Annotated in this window: 4 protein-coding genes; 3 read left to right on the top strand and 1 reads right to left on the bottom strand. The window is 48.8% G+C overall.

Annotated elements, in window-relative coordinates:
* Positions 1 to 848: type I 3-dehydroquinate dehydratase (locus tag JF818_RS00030; protein ID WP_198889957.1), on the bottom strand; the 848-nt coding region annotated here is incomplete at its 3' end.
* Positions 849 to 961: 113 nt separating this feature from the next.
* Between JF818_RS00030 and JF818_RS00035 the strand changes: the two genes are divergently transcribed.
* The 3 genes from JF818_RS00035 to rpsB form a co-directional block, all read left to right on the top strand.
* The gene (locus JF818_RS00035; protein WP_198889958.1) at positions 962 to 2896 is read left to right on the top strand and encodes an ABC-F family ATP-binding cassette domain-containing protein; all 1935 of its coding nucleotides are present in this window, start codon (positions 962 to 964) and stop codon (positions 2894 to 2896) included.
* Positions 2889 to 3476: a nucleoside triphosphate pyrophosphatase gene (locus JF818_RS00040; protein ID WP_233065155.1), complete on the top strand. Its 588-nt coding sequence runs from the start codon at positions 2889 to 2891 to the stop codon at positions 3474 to 3476. Before JF818_RS00035 ends, JF818_RS00040 begins: the two co-directional genes overlap by 8 nt.
* Positions 3477 to 3572: 96 nt before the next feature.
* Positions 3573 to 4241, top strand: a 669-nt coding sequence (gene rpsB / locus JF818_RS00045) for a 30S ribosomal protein S2 (RefSeq protein ID WP_198889959.1), incomplete at its 3' end; no start/stop codon positions are given.

The raw sequence follows: 4241 nt of genomic DNA on the forward strand, positions 1-4241 counted from the left end.
ATCTCGGCCAGCTTGAAGAATGCCCTGACCGAATCCACAAGGAATGGAACATATACAGCATTATAGCGAATTGCCTCAAATCCTGGGTTATGGATTATGGGAGAGGAGGTATGGCTGACCGGATTGCCGATGATTCCATAGATATGGGTCTTGGCGTCTAGCTTGTCAGCGCGGTACAGCTCACTCATGCTTTGGGCACTGAGGTGGCCAGGAGCTGCTTGGCTGTCCGAACAAAAGCTCAGCAAGGAGCCGCACTTCTTGTAGAGGATACGAGTACAGACCCCGTAGGGACCCATGCCGATTACAATTTTTTCTGTAAGGCTGGAAAGTTCCTGTTGGACCCTGAAAAGGGTAATGACATCCATCATATTCCCAGGGGTGACAGCCACCTTGGGGATATCCCCCTTGGCTGCCAACTTATGGATTCTCCCAAAAAGATCTGCAGGCACACATTCAAAATTATGGTAGCTCCTGATAATCCGTATGCCACGTGTTCGAAGCATATTCTCCAGGTCCACCTTTTGTTCAAAGAGAGGATCCTTGAACTTCAGGTCGCTCTTCTTGACGTCGTCCTCGATATCTACATAGGTAAAATCGCCTTTTGCCGCCTCATAGAGAAGTTGCAACCGTTGTTTTTCGGGCAGGCTGCACATTCCGCCGTCTATTTTTCGGCGCATGGTCAACATTACTGGAAGGTCAACGGTGGAAGGAAAAGAGGATGCAATCTTCTGTTCTTCGGGAAGTAAATGGTCGAGCCGCAGTTCTGCGAGTGCAATCCACTGTCGGTTGCGTTCCACCAAAGCCCGGTTCTCCTCCAAGGTCGAGCCGGTAAGAGTTAGGCAAAGCACTGTAAACCTCCTGGATTCTGGTGGATTGTCACCGAACACACGCTTGTGTTAAGGTAATCATACCGTCAAACACCGGGCTTTTCAACACCCGTTTCAGTATAAGGAGAGAGAGTGTGGCAACCTTACAAGTCCAACGTGTACACCTGGCTTTTGGGGACAGGGATATCCTGAAGGATGTTTCCTTTACCCTGAATGAACAAAGCAGGAGTGCACTGGCAGGAGGAAATGGCAGCGGCAAGTCTACATTGCTGAAGGTGATCAGTGCTCAGATGAGTGCCGATGACCTGCAGGTTTCCACCTCCAAGAATTTGAGAATCTCCTACCTTCCCCAAAGTGATATCGTCTTCAATGCAGGAACCGTCTACCAGGAAGTGGAGAAAGCGTTCTCCAGGTTCCAGGAACTGAGCAGGGAACAACATGCAATTGAAACCCAGCTTGCTGACAGCAATCCTACTGTTTCCACTGAATCTCTTCTGCACCGCTTGGCAGAAATACAGGAATATCTGCTCGCACAAGGATATTTCTCGCGCAAGCAGACCATTGAACAGGTTCTCCTTGGTCTTGGATTCACCATGGCAGACATGAATCGTCTTTGCAGCGAGTTCTCAGGTGGATGGCAGATGCGTATTGCCCTGGCAAAAATCCTGGTTGAGAATCCTGATATCATGTTGCTCGATGAACCGACGAACTACCTCGATATCGAGGCCATCTACTGGCTGAAGAACTATCTGAAGGTCTACGAAGGTGGATTGATGATTGTCAGCCACGACCAAGGATTTCTCGATGAGACGGTCAGGGAGGTCTATGAGCTGTTTGGGGGAACACTTAAACGCTATAGCGGAAACTACAGTGATTACATCAAGCAACGTGAGCTGGAGATAAAACAACTGGAAGCTGCGTATAAACTTCAACAGGATCAGCTGCAGAAGACTGAGCAATTCATTGAAAAGTTCCGCTACAAGGCAACAAAGAGCAAACAGGTACAAAGCAGGATAAAGATGCTGGAGAAATTGGAATTGGTGGAGGTACCTTCCCACCTGAAGCAGCTTTCTTTCTCCTTCCCCCCTGCCCCGCACAGTGGCAATGATGTCATCATCATTGACCACCTTAGCAAACGCTATGGGCAACAGGTCATCTTTGAGGATTTCTCGTTTCTTGCAAGCAAGGGGGAACGAATTGCGGTTACCGGAAAGAACGGTGCTGGAAAATCGACTCTCTTGAGAATGCTCAGTGGACATGACAGTGAATATGAGGGGACAATCAGACTGGGAAGCGGTGTAAGTATCGGGTACTTCGCCCAGGACACAGAAAAGACGCTCAATCCCAAGAATACCGTATTGGAAGAGGTCTCCAATGTCGCTGCAACCAATGACCTCCCAAAACTGCGCACCTACCTGGGATCATTCCTGTTCAGTGGGGATGATGTATTCAAATCGGTTTCCGTATTGAGCGGAGGGGAGCGAAGCCGGCTTGCATTGCTCAAGATCCTCCTTCATCCGGTCAATCTGCTGATCCTCGATGAACCCACCAACCATCTGGACATCAACGCAAAGGAAATGTTGCTGGAGGCACTGAAGCAGTATGACGGTACCATGATCTTTGTCAGCCATGATGCATATTTCATTGAACACATTGCCTCAAAGATTCTCTACCTTACAAATGACAATCCCCCTGAGCTTTTTGAAGGAGACTACTCCTATTTTTCCTACAAGCTGGAACAGAAGGAAAAGGTAGAGAAACAGAGTTCCCCAACCATCCAAAGCGAGAGCAAGCAAGCACGCTCGTACAAGGAAGCAAACAGGATGAGGAATCGGCTTGGCACGCTGCAACGCCAAAGCGAAAAGCTTCTGGAAAACCATGAGAAACTGGAGGCATCAATCGCCTTGGTGGAAGCTGAAATGGCGAAGGAAGAGAATTACAGTGACGCCCAGACCATCACCAGTCTGGTGAAAAAGAAGGAAACACTCAGCGAGCAGTTGCACGCTGAGGAGCATGCTTGGCTTGAGCTGAGCGAAGAAATAGAGGAGCTGGAGGCAGAAATTGGCTGATTTTGCTGCACTACTACCGTCTATGATACTGGCAAGTGGATCAGTGGCGCGAAAGGCTTTGCTCGAATCACTTGGAGTGACCGTGAAGGTATTCAAAACCGGGTGCGATGAAACCCACGACGAAACTGATCCGGCAATAGTCACAGAGTTGCTTGCAAACCGAAAACTGGCATCCTTTCAGGATACTCACCCAGTTTATGAGATACCCGTTCTCTGCTGTGATACCATGATCTCCTTCCAGGGCTCCCTGATCGGAAAGCCCAAGGACAGACAGGAAGCTTTCTCCCAACTTTCCCTCTTTGATGGAAAGAAGCATGAAGTGCACTCAGGATGGGCCCTGTGGTATCAAGAAAAGGTATTCAGCGGATCAGATCTGGCAGTGGTTTCCTTTAAAAACCTTGGTCCAGACAGAATTGCCTCTTATCTGGAAACAGAGGAATGGAAAGGAGCAGCTGGCTCCTATCGTCTCCAGGGAGCTGGCCGGAACTTGGTTGAAAGAATCGATGGTGATGAAGCTACTGTTATAGGCTTGCCATTGTTACAAATTTCTGAAATACTGGGTTCACCTTTGTCCGTATAGTGACAGAGGAATCTCCACCCTAGAGGTGAGTAATAGTAGAAGGGTGACGCACAAATCAAGGCCAATAGGTCGATTGTGTTGTCAGACAGGAGGATTATGTCCGTAGTAACCATGAAGAGCCTGCTCGAGTCAGGCGTACATTTCGGCCACCAGACAAAAAGGTGGAACCCCAAGATGGCCCGTTTCATTTTCAGCCAGAGAAACGGCATCCATATCATTGACCTGCAGAAAACATCTGCCTGCATCGTAGAAGCATATGACGCTGTACGTGCAATTGTTAAGCAGGGCAAGCCTATTCTGTTCGTAGGAACCAAGAAACAGGCCCAGCAGGCTATTGAAGCTGAAGCAAAGCGCTGTGGCATGCCTTACATCAACAACCGTTGGCTCGGTGGAATGCTGACCAACTTCTCAACCATCAAGAAGTCCATCGCAACACTCAAGAAGATTGAAAAGATGGAAATCGATGGTACTTTTGAATCCCTTACCAAGAAAGAAGTCTCCTTGCTTACCAAGCAGAAGGCAAAACTGGAAAAGAACCTTGGCGGTATCAAGGACATGAAAGAGCTCCCAGGAGCCCTCTTCATTATCGATACCAAGAAGGAAGCTATCGCTGTCACTGAGGCAAAGCGCCTGGGTATCCCTGTTATTGCAGTCGTCGATACCAACTGTGACCCTACTGATATCACCTACCCCATCCCCGGAAACGATGACGCCATCCGTGCCAAGCCGATTCCTCATCCTGTTTGCTTCCTTGTACGAGCGTGC

Origin of the sequence: Sphaerochaeta sp. S2, from assembly GCF_016406725.1 — a bacterium.
Taxonomy (GTDB): domain Bacteria; phylum Spirochaetota; class Spirochaetia; order Sphaerochaetales; family Sphaerochaetaceae; genus Sphaerochaeta.